At 63.9% G+C, this 13437-nt stretch carries 12 protein-coding genes; 3 read left to right on the top strand and 9 right to left on the bottom strand.

Annotated elements, in window-relative coordinates; all coding sequences use genetic code 11:
* Nucleotides 1-59: 59 nt before the first annotated feature.
* From DXH78_RS03495 to DXH78_RS03470, 6 genes are all read right to left on the bottom strand, one after another.
* A complete protein-coding gene (locus DXH78_RS03495) occupies nucleotides 60-1340 on the bottom strand; it encodes an efflux RND transporter periplasmic adaptor subunit (protein WP_115515754.1) in 1281 nt (426 codons plus the stop codon).
* A complete protein-coding gene (locus tag DXH78_RS03490; RefSeq protein ID WP_245416719.1) occupies nucleotides 1330-2769 on the bottom strand; it encodes an efflux transporter outer membrane subunit in 1440 nt (479 codons plus the stop codon). Before DXH78_RS03490 ends, DXH78_RS03495 begins: the two co-directional genes overlap by 11 nt.
* A gap of 117 nt (nucleotides 2770-2886) precedes the next feature.
* Entirely contained in the window at nucleotides 2887-3366 is a 480-nt protein-coding gene (locus tag DXH78_RS03485) for a periplasmic heavy metal sensor (RefSeq protein ID WP_115515752.1), read from the bottom strand.
* Nucleotides 3363-3737: a hypothetical protein gene (locus tag DXH78_RS03480; protein WP_115515751.1), complete on the bottom strand. Its 375-nt coding sequence runs from the start codon at nucleotides 3735-3737 to the stop codon at nucleotides 3363-3365. The genes DXH78_RS03485 and DXH78_RS03480 overlap by 4 nt, the downstream gene beginning before the upstream one ends.
* Nucleotides 3738-3747: 10 nt before the next feature.
* Nucleotides 3748-4290 (bottom strand): RNA polymerase sigma factor, encoded by a 543-nt coding sequence (locus DXH78_RS03475; protein ID WP_115515750.1) that lies wholly within the window; start codon nucleotides 4288-4290, stop codon nucleotides 3748-3750.
* A gap of 238 nt (nucleotides 4291-4528) precedes the next feature.
* Nucleotides 4529-5752: a flavin-dependent oxidoreductase gene (locus DXH78_RS03470; RefSeq protein WP_115515749.1), complete on the bottom strand. Its 1224-nt coding sequence runs from the start codon at nucleotides 5750-5752 to the stop codon at nucleotides 4529-4531.
* Nucleotides 5753-6043: 291 nt separating this feature from the next.
* On the opposite strand from DXH78_RS03470, the gene DXH78_RS03465 reads away from it, so the two are divergent.
* The gene (locus DXH78_RS03465; protein ID WP_115515748.1) at nucleotides 6044-7135 is read left to right on the top strand and encodes a L,D-transpeptidase; all 1092 of its coding nucleotides are present in this window, start codon (nucleotides 6044-6046) and stop codon (nucleotides 7133-7135) included.
* A gap of 71 nt (nucleotides 7136-7206) precedes the next feature.
* Here the strand turns inward: DXH78_RS03465 and DXH78_RS03460 are convergent, their stop codons facing one another.
* Nucleotides 7207-8649 carry a PAS-domain containing protein gene (locus DXH78_RS03460; protein WP_115515747.1) on the bottom strand — a complete coding sequence of 481 codons (1443 nt, stop codon included), beginning with the start codon at nucleotides 8647-8649 and terminating at the stop codon, nucleotides 7207-7209.
* 214 nt (nucleotides 8650-8863) lie between these two features.
* Between DXH78_RS03460 and DXH78_RS03455 the strand changes: the two genes are divergently transcribed.
* Both DXH78_RS03455 and DXH78_RS03450 read left to right on the top strand, forming a co-directional pair.
* Nucleotides 8864-9385, top strand: a complete 522-nt coding sequence (locus DXH78_RS03455) for a CAP domain-containing protein (protein ID WP_115515746.1) — start codon at nucleotides 8864-8866, stop codon at nucleotides 9383-9385.
* A gap of 85 nt (nucleotides 9386-9470) precedes the next feature.
* Nucleotides 9471-11087 (top strand): acyl-CoA synthetase, encoded by a 1617-nt coding sequence (locus tag DXH78_RS03450; protein WP_115515745.1) that lies wholly within the window; start codon nucleotides 9471-9473, stop codon nucleotides 11085-11087.
* Here the strand turns inward: DXH78_RS03450 and DXH78_RS03445 are convergent.
* Nucleotides 11084-12472 carry a lipopolysaccharide biosynthesis protein gene (locus DXH78_RS03445; RefSeq protein WP_115515744.1) on the bottom strand — a complete coding sequence of 463 codons (1389 nt, stop codon included), beginning with the start codon at nucleotides 12470-12472 and terminating at the stop codon, nucleotides 11084-11086. The genes DXH78_RS03450 and DXH78_RS03445 overlap by 4 nt on opposite strands.
* A 76-nt stretch (nucleotides 12473-12548) precedes the next feature.
* Entirely contained in the window at nucleotides 12549-13421 is an 873-nt protein-coding gene (locus tag DXH78_RS03440) for a dihydrodipicolinate synthase family protein (RefSeq protein WP_115515743.1), read from the bottom strand.
* Between the last annotated feature and the right edge of the window lie 16 nt (nucleotides 13422-13437).

Here is a 13437-nt window from a genome sequence, read left to right as displayed (position 1 = left end):
TCCGGATTCGCGCGTTTCACGCGCGCCCCGGAATGACCAGGAGACTTTGAGTTCCGGTGTCATGGCTGCTGCCGGTTCGGCCTCTGCTGCCCGTTTGCCCCCGGTGTTCCGTTCGGTCGTGGTGCGCGTGGCGCCGTGCCCGCGGGTGTCGGTCTGCCGTCGCTGACCGTAACCTTGGCGCCGTCGGTGAGCCGGGCGAAGCCGGTGGTGACCACCTGCTCGGGAGGCGTCAGGCCACTCTTCACCACGGTCTGCGTTTCATCCTGTTTCTGCACCACGATCGGCCGCATCGCCGCCGCCCCGTCCTTGATGACATAGACGAAGGTGCCGTTCGGCCCGCGTTGCACCGCGCCGGTCGGAATGGTCACCGCGTGCTGCAAGGTGTTGATGAGCAGCCGGACATTGGCGAACTGGCCGGGCCAGAGCTGGAGGTCGGCGTTGGGGAATTCCGCCTTGAGCTTCACGGTGCCGGTCGTCGGATCGACCTGATTGTCCACGACCGTGAGCTTGCCGCGGTCGAGTACGGCGTCATTGTCGGAGCGCTGGGCGTCCACGTCTAGCGGCCGTTGGGCGAACGCGGCATTGACCTCGCTGAGATATTGTTGCGGCAGGTTGAACTGCACCGAAATTGGCTGGAGCTGGGTGATCACGACAATGCCGGAGGTGTCCGACGCTCGCACGATGTTGCCCTCGTCGACCTGACGCAGACCGGTACGGCCGTCGATTGGCGCGCGGATCGTCGCGTAGCCGAGCGTGGCCTGCGCGCTCTCAATCGCTGCCTGGTCGGATTTGACCTGTGCGGTGTATTGCGCGACCAGTGCGCGCTGCGTATCGGCCTGCTGCTTGTTGATGGCGTTGGTAGCGGCGAGCTGGTCGTAACGCGCCAGGTCGTTCTGGGCATTGGCGAGCAGCGACTCGTCCATCGCTTTCTTGGCGGCAGCCTGATCGAGGGCCGCCTGGAACATCGTCGGGTCGATCTGCGCCAGCACGTCGCCCTTCTTGACGTCCTGACCTTCCTTGAATTTGACACTCAGGAGCTTGCCGTCGACCTGCGAGCGCACGGTAACGGTGTTGAGCGCGCGCGTGGTTCCGACAGCATCGAGATAGACCGGCACATCGGTAAATTGCGCATTGGCCGCGAGGACCGGCACCGGGCCGTCGCCGGCGAAGAAGCGGCCGCGCCGCTGCTGGTCGCTTTTCTGGCCGAAAACGTAATAGAGTGCGCCGCCAACGGCGAGGAGCACGACGAGATAGATGACCCAGCGCGGGCTGCGCTTTATCCGCGCCAGGCCCGTGGCGGGCGTGACCGTGGCGTTGGGTTTCGGAAGGTCACCGTGCATCGGGCGCTTCTATTGTTTCTGGTTTAGGCCCCCAGCCCCCACCGAGCGCCTGATAAAGACTGACAACGGCCTGAAGACGGGCGAGCCTTGCTTGCACCAGCGAATCCTGGGCCGTGAACAGGCTCTGCTGCGTCTGCAACACGGTAATGAGATCGATCGTTCCCTCGCGCAGGCGCTGTTCGGAGATGTCGAAAGCGCGCTGCGAGGCGCTGACGACCGCGCGCTGCAATTGCTCGCGCTGCGTGGTGGTGCGGATAGCGCTGAGGGCGGTCTCCACGTCGGCGAAGCCGGAGATTACAGCCTTGCGATAATTCTGCAGCAGTTCGTCCTGCCGGCCCTTTTGTAAATCGACATTGCCGAGCAGGCGGCCGCCTTCGAAGATCGGCTGCGTCAAGCCGGCCGCGGCATTGAAGATGACTGACTCTGGCCGCATCAGCAGCTTGAACACCGAGCTTTGATATCCGCCGGCGCCGGTCAGCGTCACGCTCGGCAGCAATTGAGCCCGCGCATTCTCGACATTGGCGTTGGCTGCGGCGAGCTGGGCTTCCGCCTCGCGGATGTCGGGGCGCTGCGCCAGAAGCGAGGACGGCAGGCCGGGCGTCACCCGCGGCACGGCGACGGCATTGAGCGAGCCGCCGCGGATGCTGACGTGTTCGGGGACGCGCGCCATCAGCACGGCGAGCGCATTGCGGAACTGCGCGACCGTCTGTTCCAGCGGCGGAATGGCGGCGCGCTGGGTCGCCACCAGGCTTTCCTGCTGCGAGACTTCCAGATCGGACGCCGTTCCGGCGTTCAGGCGCTGCCGGATGAGGCCGAGCACGCGCTCGGCCGCGGCAAGATTGTTGCGCGCCGCGCGCAGCCGGTCCTGTGCGGCCAAGACCTGGAAATACGAGTTGGCCGCGGTGGCGATGGTGGACAAGGTCACGACGTCGCGGTCGAAGCGGCTGGCGACGGCGGTCTGTTCGAAGGAGCGCAAGGCCGCGCGATTCTTGCCCCAGAAGTCGATCTCGTAGCTCGCCGACAATGTCGCGTTCAGCGTGTTGGAAACGCGGAAGCCGTTGTTGTCGACGAACGGCTGGCCGTTGCCAAGTCCGGTCGTCTTCGAGGCCTGGCTGCGCGAAGCGTTGCCGTTGAGGTCAATCGCCGGCAGCAGTGCCGCGCCGACAATGCGCGACTGGGCGTCGGCCTGCACGATGCGGGCGATCGCGGCGGCAATATCGAGATTGGCTTCGCGTGCCTGTTCGACGATGTCGGTCAGTTCGCGTGAACGGAAGCCGCGCCACCAGTCGAGCGTCGGAAGTGCGGCTTCGGCGATTTTCGGGTTGGCCGAGGATCCGTCATAGCGCGCGGGAATGTCGAGCCCTGGCTCCGGCTTGTCGCTGAGCAGACAGCCGCCCAAGGTGAGCGCCAGCGAGGTTGCAAACAGCATTCTGCAAAACGGCTGCTTCGCCGTCTCCAGTCCGAAACGTCTGCTAGTCCGACCAAAAAAACGCATACAAAAAAACTTTCAGAACAAAACGTCCAGTCGGCAGCGTCGTAGTTGTGCTCAGCGATTTTTGTCGTCGGGGCCGCGACGCGCACGCCGATCCGCGAGCGCCAAGCGCCCGGCCTGAGACATCTGCATGGCGGCATTGGCAAAGGTATTCTGCACGGCAACGTCGAACGCCTGACGCGCGGAGCGCGTCTCGCTCATGGCCGCGCGCACGACGCCCTCGTCGAACGGCTCCTTGCCAAAGCTTTCGCGGATCGCTTCCTGCGCGGCGCGATACTGCTTCTGCGTTTGTTCGATCGCCGCACGATTGGCGTTCATCTGCGCGATCAGGATGGCACCGTCGTCCTTGGGCAGACGCTCGGCCAGCCGCTCGGTGCGGACGAAGATGTCCCGATCCCAGTTTCGCGCAGGCGCCGGCCGCACGGCCATGGCGATGGCGATGCCGATGAAGAACAGATTGAGCGCCAACGAACCGAGCAGCAGCCAGCGCGTCGCCGGCCGCTTCGCTGCCGAAATGTAATGGGTTGCCGTCATGGCCGCGCTCCGGTCAGCGGTTCGGGATCAAACACGAAGAAGCCCGAGTCGGCATTGCCAATCATGGTCTGGTCGAGCTGGTCGAATGGCCGGTCAAGCCCGATGATGCCGACATAAAAGCCGAGTACTGCGCTGCAAGCGAGCGCCGTCATGCGCGGCCAACTGGGGGAGAATTCCCAGTCGAGCAGCGCGCCGGGCAGCCGCCACAGCGACATTTTCTGCCGCGGCAGCGGCGGCTGAATGCGCTTGAGCACCCGGGCGACTGCGGCGGCATCGACCGGTCGCGGCGCGGTGACGCGCCTCAGCACGTCATCGAGCGCATCGTGCTTGTGCGCGTTCTGACGAAAGCCGTGGTTGCGATCATTTGTCATCACTCAACCCTCATTCATCGTCGGCGGTATCGCCGAGCGCGCGCCGCAAGCTTTGCTTGGCGCGCACCAACAAAGTCTCGACCGCCGAAACGGTCGTGCCCATCACTTCCGCGACTTCCGCATTGCTCATGCCGTCACCATAGGTGAGCACGATTGCAGTGCGCTGGCGATCCGGCAATTTACCGATCGCCTGATCGACCTGCCGGTCGCGTTCAGTCCGTTCCGCCTCCTCGCCGGCATTGGGTGCCGGGTCGGCAAGTTCTCCGGCCGCCTCGAGATCGACCCAGGGAGCCTTCCTTTTGCGGTCGAGACACAAATTGACCACGATCCGCGTAAGCCAGGTGCGGAACGCCGCCAGCGGCTCCCAGCGTGGCGCGTGGGTCCAGACCCGGAGCATGGCCTCCTGGACCACGTCCTCGGCGTCCGCGGCATTGCCCAGGATGCGCCGGGCGAGCCCGAGCATGGCCGGGACATGACGGAGGGACAGGTTTCGGTATGCCACCTGGTCGCCCCTCGCGACCCTGCCCATAAGCGCTTCGTCGCTATCGTCCATCGGAAGCCGGCAATTGCCATCGCGCGAACCACATCGGCAGGGTGTTGGGCCTATTCGATAAACGCATGAAGCGACCAAAACCTGTGCTGCGACGTGTCCGGATATGTAACAAAATTATGCGGAAGCGCCGGCTAAGCTATTGAACCGGCAAAGCTTTGCGAAAGGCTACGGTAGAATGGCGCTATTTACCATGCCTTTATGCCGCCGGATGCCTGTAGCCTCCGGCCGACGAGGCTGCTCAGGCCGACCGGCTAACATCGGCCAGGGAAAAGCCTGCCACCTTCTTGTAGCCGTCCGACAAGGCGCGAAGCTCGTCCTGGGTGATGTAGTCGTCCAAATTCTCGAACGGCCGATCACCCACCAGTTCCTCGACCTTGATATTGATGAAATCCGGCGGCTGCGCCCGATTGGTGCGGACCACGTTGGCCGCCGGCTCGGCGCGGGCGGCCTCATAGGCTTTGAGCGCGTCACGCGGGTCGGCGGCTTTGACGAGGCAATCGGCCAAGGTCCGGGCGTCGATCGCGGCCTGGGCGCCACCGTTCGAGCCGCGGGGGTACATCGGATGCGCGGCGTCTCCCGCCAGCGTCACCCTGCCGAAGGTCCATTGCGAGATCGGGTCCTTGTCGACCATGGGATATTCAAGGATCTGGTCGGCATCGCGGATCATCTGCGCGACATCGAGCCAGTCGAAGCGCCAGCTCTCGTAGATCGGGAAGAAGTCGTCGAGATTACCCTGCCGATTCCAATCGTTCTGGCTAAGGCTGCCCTCGCGCTTGATTTCGGCCATCCAGTTGATGAGCTGATTGCCATTGCCGTCGATGTCATCGACGATCGGGTAGATTACGATCTTGCCCGTATTGATGGACCCGACGCGCATGTAAGTGCGGCCGTCGAGGATCGGCTTGCGGCGGGTCACGCCGCGCCAGGTATTGATGCCGGTGAAGACGACCTTGTCGTCCGGATGAAACTGCTTGCGGATCGCCGAATTGATGCCGTCGCAGGCGACGACGATGTCGGCGTGGACTGGACCGCGCCCTTTGAATCGGGCCGTAGCGCCATTTTCATCCTGATCGACGCCGACACATTCATGATCCGTGACGACGGCCTCGGGCCCGAGCGCGCGGATGACCGCACCGTACAGGATCAGATGCAGCCTGCCGCGGTGGATGCCCACTTCCGGGTACTGGTAGCCGGCGAACTTGCCGCGGTCCTCGCGGTAGATGAGCTGGCCGAAGCGGTTGTAGAACCGGCTCTCGCGGTTTTCGATGCCGGCCTTGAGCAGTTCGTCGCCGATCCCCAGCGCGGAGAACTCGCGCATGGCATGGGGCAGCAAGGTAATGCCGACGCCGAGGGGTTTGATCTCGGGAACGCGCTCGTAAACCCGAGACTTGATGCCCTGCTTGTTGAGATGCAGCGCAAGCGACAATCCGCAAATGCCGCCGCCGACAATGGCTACCTTCACCGTGGTTCCCTCTTCATTTCATCATCCCGGACGCGGCGCCTGCGTCTTTTGTCGGATGCTGCCGATACGCGCCCGCAATGGACGAAATGCGACCGGGCCTGTCAATCAGCGCCGCCGCATGACAGGCTGGCGGGCAAGTGACGGATTTCTCGCTTGAATCACGTTAGCGCGAACTATGAAATCCGGTCTTGAATGTGCCTTGATCACGAGGCAATCAAGGGCCGGATTGGCGGCCGCCTGTGGGCGCCGTGGTTTGACCAGACCTTTCAAGCGACTTTCTGAAGGTGATTGATGAAGCGTCCTCTCGGCTCTTTGCTGCTGTCGTTGCCGGTGGCCCTCGTTCTGGCTGCTCCGGCGGCGCAGGCCCAGTCGTCATCCGGGACCCAGAGCGGCCGGTTTCCCGGGCTGTTCGGTCTGTTCCGTGATGACCAGGGTCAGGAAGAGGATATCCGACAGGCTCAGGTGCAGCAGTCGCAGATCGGCCAGAGCCGTATCGAGGCGGAAAGCCTGCCGCCGCCGGGCCTGGCTCAACCGAATGGCGTCGTGCCGCAGGCCCTCGGCCCAGCGAACAGTGCGCCGTCCGGTTACAGCCAGCCGAACAACGGCCAGCCGATGCCTCTGCCGCAGGGGCCGATTGGTCACCAGTTCGGCAACGAGCCGCCGCGGACCCAGACTTCCGTGCAGCCTGCGATTGAGCGGCCGCCGGCCGGTCTTGGCGGCCCCTCGGCTGCACCGGCGCCGCTGGCTCCCAACACGGTGATGACATTGCCGCCGGAGGATCAGCCAGAGCAGGGCCAGCCCAAGGAACTGCCGGCGAATCTGAAAAAGCAGCTCGTCGATTTCCAGACCAAGGAACCGGCCGGCACCATTATTGTCGATACGCCGAACACTTACCTCTATCTCGTGCTCGGTGGCGGCAAAGCGATGCGCTATGGCATCGGCGTCGGCCGCGAAGGCTTCACCTGGAACGGCACCGAACGGATCAGCCGCATGCGGGAATGGCCGGATTGGTTCCCTCCGTCGGAAATGATCGAACGCCAGCCTTATCTCCCGCGCATGATGGCCGGTGGCCCGGGCAATCCGCTCGGCGCCCGCGCCCTCTATCTCGGCAATACGCTGTACCGAATCCACGGCACCAACCAGCCCTCGACCATCGGCCAGACCGTCTCGTCAGGCTGTATCCGCCTTCTCAACGAGGACATCGAAGACCTGTTCAGCCGCGTTCAGGTCGGCACCCGCGTTGTGGTCTGGCCGGGTAATCCGGCGACGGTCGCGAATGCCGCCGGGTCGACGCCGGTTTCAACTGGCGCACCGGCCTCTAATGGCGCGCCGGCTCCAATCAACCCGCCGGTAATGTCGCGGCCGGGTACGCCGGTCCGCTGATCCCCGCGCATCAAAGAACAAGAAAGGCCGGGCAAATTGCCCGGCCTTTTCACTCGTGCTTTTCAGGCGTGTCAGGCGGCAACGCGCCGCAGGAAGCCGGCGACTTCGTCGCGCAGTTCACTTGCCGCCGCTTCGACCGCCTCGGCAGCGGCTAGTACGCTTTCCGCGGCCGCCGAGGTTCTCGTGGCGGCGCCGACCACGTCGTCGAGCGTCGTGCCGATCGACCTTGCCCCGCTCGCCGCGCCGGCGACGTTTTGAGATATTTCGGAAGTCGCTGCGCTCTGTTCCTCGACCGCCGCCGCAACGATGGTCGCGCAACTGTCGATCTCCTGCATACGGGTGGCGATGCGGCCGATGGCGCCGACGGCGCCAACCGTCGCTTTCTGCACAGCGCCGATCAGTGTCGTGATGTCTTCGGTCGCCTGTGCGGTCTGCACCGCCAGCGATTTGACCTCCGATGCCACCACAGCGAAGCCCTTGCCGGCTTCGCCGGCACGTGCGGCTTCAATCGTCGCGTTCAGCGCCAGCAGATTTGTCTGTTCGGCAATGGCGCGGATCAGCTTGACCACGTCGCCGATCTTTTGCGCGGCCTCGGCGAGGCCGCCGATTTGCGCATTGGCGCCGCGCGTTTCATCGACCGCCCCGCGCACGATGTCGGTCGTCACCGTCAGCTGTCGCGCGATTTCAACGATCGACGACGCCAACTGGTCCGACGCGACGGACGCAGTTTCGACATTGGTCGACGCTTCATGAGCGGCCGACACGGCCGTATTGGCGCCGCTGGACGTACGGCCCGAATTGGCGAACAGTGCAGCCGCGGTAGCGCGCATGGTGCGCGCGCCTTCGCTCGCCGCGCGGAGTTGCTCATCGATGCGCGACCGGAACGTCGTGATCGCCAGCTCAATGGCGGCTCGGCGATTCGCCTGCGCCTGCAGGTTCTCGCGCTCCCGTTCGGCCTCACGGCGCTGTGTAATGTCTTCGTGGCTGCCGACCCAACCTCCGCCCGGAAGCCCCTGGTTGCGGATCGATAGGAGTCGTCCGTCAGGCGTTTCAACTTCGTTGTTGACCGCTTTGAGCTGGCGCATGTCGGCAATAAGCTGGTGGCGGAACTCGGTCGGATCGCGCAGAAACGTTCCATTGGCCGCTCGGAAGGCGAGAATTTCGCTCAATGTGGTGCCGCGGCGGCATAGCTTGTCCGGCAGGTGGTAGAGGTCGGCGTAACGCTTGTTGCAATAAACAAGACGTTCGCGGCCGTCGAAGACACAAAGACCCAGCGACATTCCGCGCAGTGCCATTGCCATCTTGTTATTTTGCGTGCGGATGTGGACGGCGAGCCCGAATAGGGCGACGGCCGCCGCGGTGGCTGCGCTGATGGTCGCCATGATGATGGCCGAGCCAGTGGCTGCCAGAAAACCGTCGAGCACGAGGAAGCTGCCGGCAAAGGCTGCGATGCCGGCCGTGCCGACTATCACGGCATGTCGCATCAAAGTCGGCGCAGTAGCGGTCGCGACCATGCTTCGTCCCCGGTTTTCCCACGACGATAGGTGCACGCGGTTTTTTTGTTGTTAATTTGGTGAGTTAGGAGGTTAACCAATGGTTAATCGCGGCGTCCGCCAGGCATGGCCGTGTCTGTCGCCAAAGTCAGGGAGACACCAGTTCTTCACCACCGTTCGGCCATGGTCGCCCGCCAGTTTCCGTGGCGAATCCGAACCGACTTGGAGTGCCTCAATGGCCGCTGTCCGCCTGTGTGCGCCTATTTTTGTCTTGTTGGCGCTGACCGGCTGTGCCGGCGACAATTACGTTCCCAAGGAGGAACCCAGCTTCTATCGCAGCCTTGCGCAACCGGGTGCCAAGCTCGACGACGCTGCGGCGGCGTCGATGATTTCCGGCTATCGCGCCAATAACGGCCTGCCGGCGGTGACGCTTGATCCGGAACTCACGCGAATGGCGCAGGGTCAGGCGGAGGTGATGGCGCAGCGCGACAAGCTCGATCATGCAGCCGGCAAGCCGTTCAATGTGCGGCTCAAGGCGGCGGGCTACAATGCCAAAACCGCAGCCGAGAATATTGGCGCTGGCTACCACACGTTGGCCGAGGCATTTTCCGGCTGGCGCGATTCGCCACCGCATCGGGCCAATATGCTGCTCAAGGACGCGACCCGCCTCGGCATTGCCGCGGTCTATACCCCGAAGTCGAAGTACAAGGTGTACTGGGCCATGGTGATCGCCCAGCCCGACGACCGGAAAAATTGATCGATACGCTTCATCCCCCGAAAGGGGTCGGTGCAAACCGGGCCATCTGGACCTCGCGGGCTAGCCCGACTAGCCTGCCGCCCGCATGCTGCCGGACGCTTCCAGTTTCGACGAACTGACCCGCCGCTTTCGCTGGGATCTCCCGGCGCAGTACAATATCGGCGTTGGTTGTTGCGACCGTTGGGCCGATCAGGACTCCCGCCGGCTCGCCATTCTCCATGTCCATCCCGACGGCCGCGAAGACCGAATCTCCTTCGGCTGGCTGCGGGAGACTTCGAACCGCCTTGCCAACGTACTGCGCGCCAAGGGCATCAAGTGCGGCGACCGCGTCGCGGTGTACCTGCCGCAGGCGCCGGAAGTCGCGGCCTGTCACATCGCGATCTACAAACTCGGCGCGGTGGCGCTGCCGATCGCGGTGCTATTTGGACCGGATGCGCTGTCCTATCGCTTGCAGAACTCCGGATCGAAGGCGCTCATCACCAATGCGGCTGGCGTGGCGCGGCTCGCCGGCATTCGCCACGAGACGCCGGGTGTTGCCAGCGTGCTGTCGATCGACGGCGCGGTAGATGGTGCCGATGATTTTAATGCGGAACTGTCGCGGGCCTCGTCGTCGTTCACGCCGGAGGTGACGGCGCCGGACGATCCAGCACTGATCATGTACACCTCGGGTACCACCGGTCAGCCGAAAGGCGCGCTGCACGGCCATCGCGTTGTGCTCGGCCATCTGCCCGGCGCGGAATTGCCGTACTATCCGTTCGGCCAGCCGGGCGATTTGTTCTGGACCCCGGCCGACTGGGCCTGGGCCGGGGGCTTGCTGGATGTGTTGCTGCCCAGCTTGCATCGCGGCGTGCCGGTGGTGGCGCGCAAGTTCGACAAATTCGATCCTGACGACGCCTTCGCGTTGATGCAGAAGGTGGGCGTGCGGCTGGCGTTCATTCCGCCGACCGCGCTGCGCATGATGCGCGCAGTGCCGTCGCCCGTCGGTCGCTACGACCTGAAGCTGCGCGCCTTGGGGTCGGGGGGTGAATCGCTGGGGCTTGAGGCGTTGGAATGGGGCCGCTCGGCCTTCGGGCTGACGATCAACGAGTTCTATGGCCAGACCGAATGCAATCTGGTGCTTGGCTCCTGTGCGCAACTTGGCGCGCTGAAAGTCGGCGCCATTGGCAAGGCGGTGCCGGGGCACACCGTCGCGGTGGTTGGGCCGGAGGGCCGGGTGTTGAAAGCCGGCGATGTGGGTCAGATCGCGGTGAAGCATCCGGACCCGGTCATGTTCCTTAAATATTGGGGCCGCGAACAGGCGACGCGCGACAAGTTCATCGGTGACTGGATGACGACCGGCGATCAGGGTGTCATGGACGAGGATGGTTACGTCACCTTCGTCGGCCGCGACGACGACGTCATCACATCGTCCGGCTTCCGCATTGGGCCCGGCGAAATCGAGGACTGCCTCATCTCGCATCCGGCGGTCGCGCTGGCCGCCGCGGTCGGCAAGCCCGATCCGTTGCGCACCGAGATCGTGAAGGCCTTCATTGTGCTCAAACCCGGCCATGCGCCGTCGGACGAGCTAGCTGCCGAAATCCAGACTTATGTGAAGACTCGGCTGTCGGGTCACGAGTATCCCCGCGAGGTGGCGTTCATCGACGACATGCCGATGACGACAACGGGTAAGGTGATCCGCCGGATGTTGCGCGAGCGCGGTTAGGCCCTTTTGCCGCCCCACATGAGGACGTGCAGGCCGAGGCGGCGACGCGCCACGATGAACAGCATGATCGACTCGAAGATCAGCGCCGCCGAAGTCGAAGCGCCGGCGCCTTCGATGCCGAAGCGCGGAATCAGCACGATGCATAGCGCCAGATTGACGATGAAGGCGGCAGCGTAAATCAGCGCGCAGGGCTTGCGCTCACCGAGCATGCTGAGCAGGCGCTCGGCCGGGCCGACCGCGGCGCGCGCGAGCAGGCCGACCGCGAGAATGAACATCACCGGGTAGGCGGCTTCGTATTCGCGGCCGAACAGATACAGCAGCGGCTTGCCAAAAACGAGAATGCCGACACACATCGCCAGCGACGGCCAGAACGTCCAGCGTATGGTCTCGGCAAAGAATGAGGCGAGTCGCTCCTTGTCGCCGGTGACATGATATTCGGTGAAGCGGTGGGTCACCGCGCCGGAGATGGCGAAATAGACGAAGGCGACGATCGAAAGTAGGCGCGCGCCGGCGTAATAGGTGGCGACGTCGTCCGGTGTGCCGAAGTGTTGCAGCGCAAGGATGTCGACGTAAGTCAGCAGCAGGTAGAAGCCTTCGACGACGAAGATCGGCAGCGCGGTGCCGAGCCAGATCTTGACCTCATATTGCTTGGGGCCGGGCGCGACCTTGGTCTTGAGTCGGCGGTTCAGCACTACGAGCTGGCCGATGGTGATGCCGTAGATCGAGATGATGGAGATGTAGAGCGCAGTGTGCGCGTCGGTCGGCAGGCCGATGAGCCAGGCGATGCCCATCAGCACGATCACCAGCGACGTGCGGATGATGTAGAAGGGCCAGAATGCCAGACCTGGCCAGTCATAGGCAGCGGCGATGCCGGAGGCGACCTGCACCAGGCCGTAAACTGGGATCATGACGCAAGCGAGATACAGCGGGATGATCAGATAGTGGTCGAGCCATGGCCCGAGCAGCCAGACGCCGAGCGCGCCGATTGCGGCGATAGCAGTGGCGATGGCGAAAGACAGCCAGCAGCTTCCGCTGATGAAGCCGCGCAATTTATCGAAGGCCTTGTACTCGGTGTACTCGGGGATAAAGCGCTTGGCCGCCGACGAGAGGCCCATGTCGGACAGCGCGCCGATCATCAGCACCCAGGTCCAGACGTAAATGAAGATGCCGAACTCGTGCGTGCCCATCCAGCGCGCGAGCAGTACCTGGCTGAGCAACATTAGCAGCGCATTGGCGACGCGGACCAGGAACACCTTGCCCGCCATCAGCTGCGCCAGCCGCGAGTCGCTCTTGTCGGCCAGCATGGCGCGGACGCGCGCGATCGCGCCGCTCAGCGTCGGCAGTGGGGCGGCGGTTTCGGAACCGGAAGAGGGCGGCGGGACCATGGTTCCGCCATAGCAAGGGATCGTTAAGAATCGGTTGGAAGATGCGCGACTTGCTGACGCGCCCCCGGCGGACCGTTCAAGGCAATGTGCTCAGAATACCTTCCACCACCTTGCGGTCCTCGGCCGACAATGGCGTTTGCGGCGGTACCGGGTCCCCGACGTCGTAGCCCTGAAATTGCAGCCCGGCCTTGATGCATGCGGCGAGGTTGAAACGGGCAAAAGCCTCGTTGATCCGCCACAAATCGCGCTGCAGCGTCATGGCGTCATCCCACTTCTGCGCCTTGCACAGTTCGTAGAGGAGGACGCTCTGCCTCGGCACCACGCAGGCAGGCCCCGCCATCCAGCCTCGGCCGCCAATCATCATTACCGCAGCGGGAATGTGCGCCGACGCCGAGAACACATCGATGTCCGACGTGCGGTTGATGATCGACAGCAGCCGCCCGGTATTGGTTGAGGCGTCCTTGATGCCGACGATGCGTGGGTGCTGCGCCAGCCGCTCGATGACATCGATAGTGAGATCGCTGCGCTGGAAATTTGGATTGGTATAGATGATGGTCGGGATATCAACGGCATTGGCGATGGATCGGAAATAGCTCTCGATCTGCGCGTCCTTGAGCGGAAAGTAAGCTTCGCAGATCGCGAGAATGCCGTCGGCGCCGAATTTCTGATAGCGCCGCGCCTGATCGACGGCATCGGCGGTGGAGGTCGAGGCGACGCCGGCAATCACCGGCACGCGCTTGCCGGTGGCCTCGATGGTTGTTCGGACCACGGTCTCGCGCTGATCGCGCGACAGATAGGCGAACTCGCCAGTCGAGCCGAGCGGCGTCAGGCCATGCACGCCGGCCTTGATGAGATCGTCGCACAGCTTCGCCAGTACGCTGGTCTTGATATTGCCTTCGGCATCGATGGGCGAGACGAGGTAGGGATAGACGCCGTGAAATTTGGTCATGCTGTGCCCGCCAAAA

This window comes from Undibacter mobilis, assembly GCF_003367195.1.
GTDB classification, from domain to species: Bacteria; Pseudomonadota; Alphaproteobacteria; order Rhizobiales; family Xanthobacteraceae; genus Pseudolabrys; species Pseudolabrys mobilis.
The sequence above is the reverse complement of the archived record's forward strand: the minus strand, read 5'-3'. Positions and strand labels throughout refer to the sequence as shown.